Origin of the sequence: Pseudomonas sp. 43(2021), assembly GCF_017490805.1 — a bacterium.
In the GTDB taxonomy this organism is placed as follows: Bacteria; Pseudomonadota; Gammaproteobacteria; order Pseudomonadales; family Pseudomonadaceae; genus Aquipseudomonas.
This window is the reverse complement of the sequence record NZ_JAFGYJ010000436.1, coordinates 1-467: the sequence shown is the minus strand read 5'-3', so window position 1 is coordinate 467 and position 467 is coordinate 1. Positions and strand designations below refer to the sequence as shown.

At 62.7% G+C, this 467-nt stretch carries 1 protein-coding gene; it reads right to left on the bottom strand.

What is annotated here, in order from left to right; translation table 11 throughout:
- A partial coding sequence (locus tag J5M71_RS28035; protein ID WP_207838840.1) for a TonB-dependent receptor occupies positions 1-467 on the bottom strand: 467 nt, incomplete at both ends.

Here is a 467-nt window from a genome sequence, read left to right as displayed (position 1 = left end):
GTCCCACTGGCCCTGATTGAAATCACCGCGCAAGCCAGTGGATAGGTTGACCACCGCGTAACTGGGGATCTGCCCGTAGTCGGAATCCTCGACCGTACCCACCGCTTTGGAGCGGAACGCGTAGCTGCCGGTGACGTAGGGTTCGAAGCCGTTAGCCAGATTCCATTTGTATTCGCCGTTGGCGTTGCCGATCCATTTCGACGCGCCGACCACTTGATGGCCGCTGAGGTCGCACGAGGCCGGCGCACCCGGGGCCTGGCTGACTTCCGGCGGGCACGGCGCATCCTTGTACGAGAGGTAGCTGACGTCGTTGTACGAGCCGTTGAAATTCAGGGTCAGGCCACGCAGCGGCACCAAGGTGCTTTCGAACTCGATGCCACGCGAGCGCACCGAGCCTGCGTTGGTCAGGTATTGCACGCGGTTGGCGGCGTCGTAGGCATTGGTCTGGTAGGCGGTGACCTGGGTCC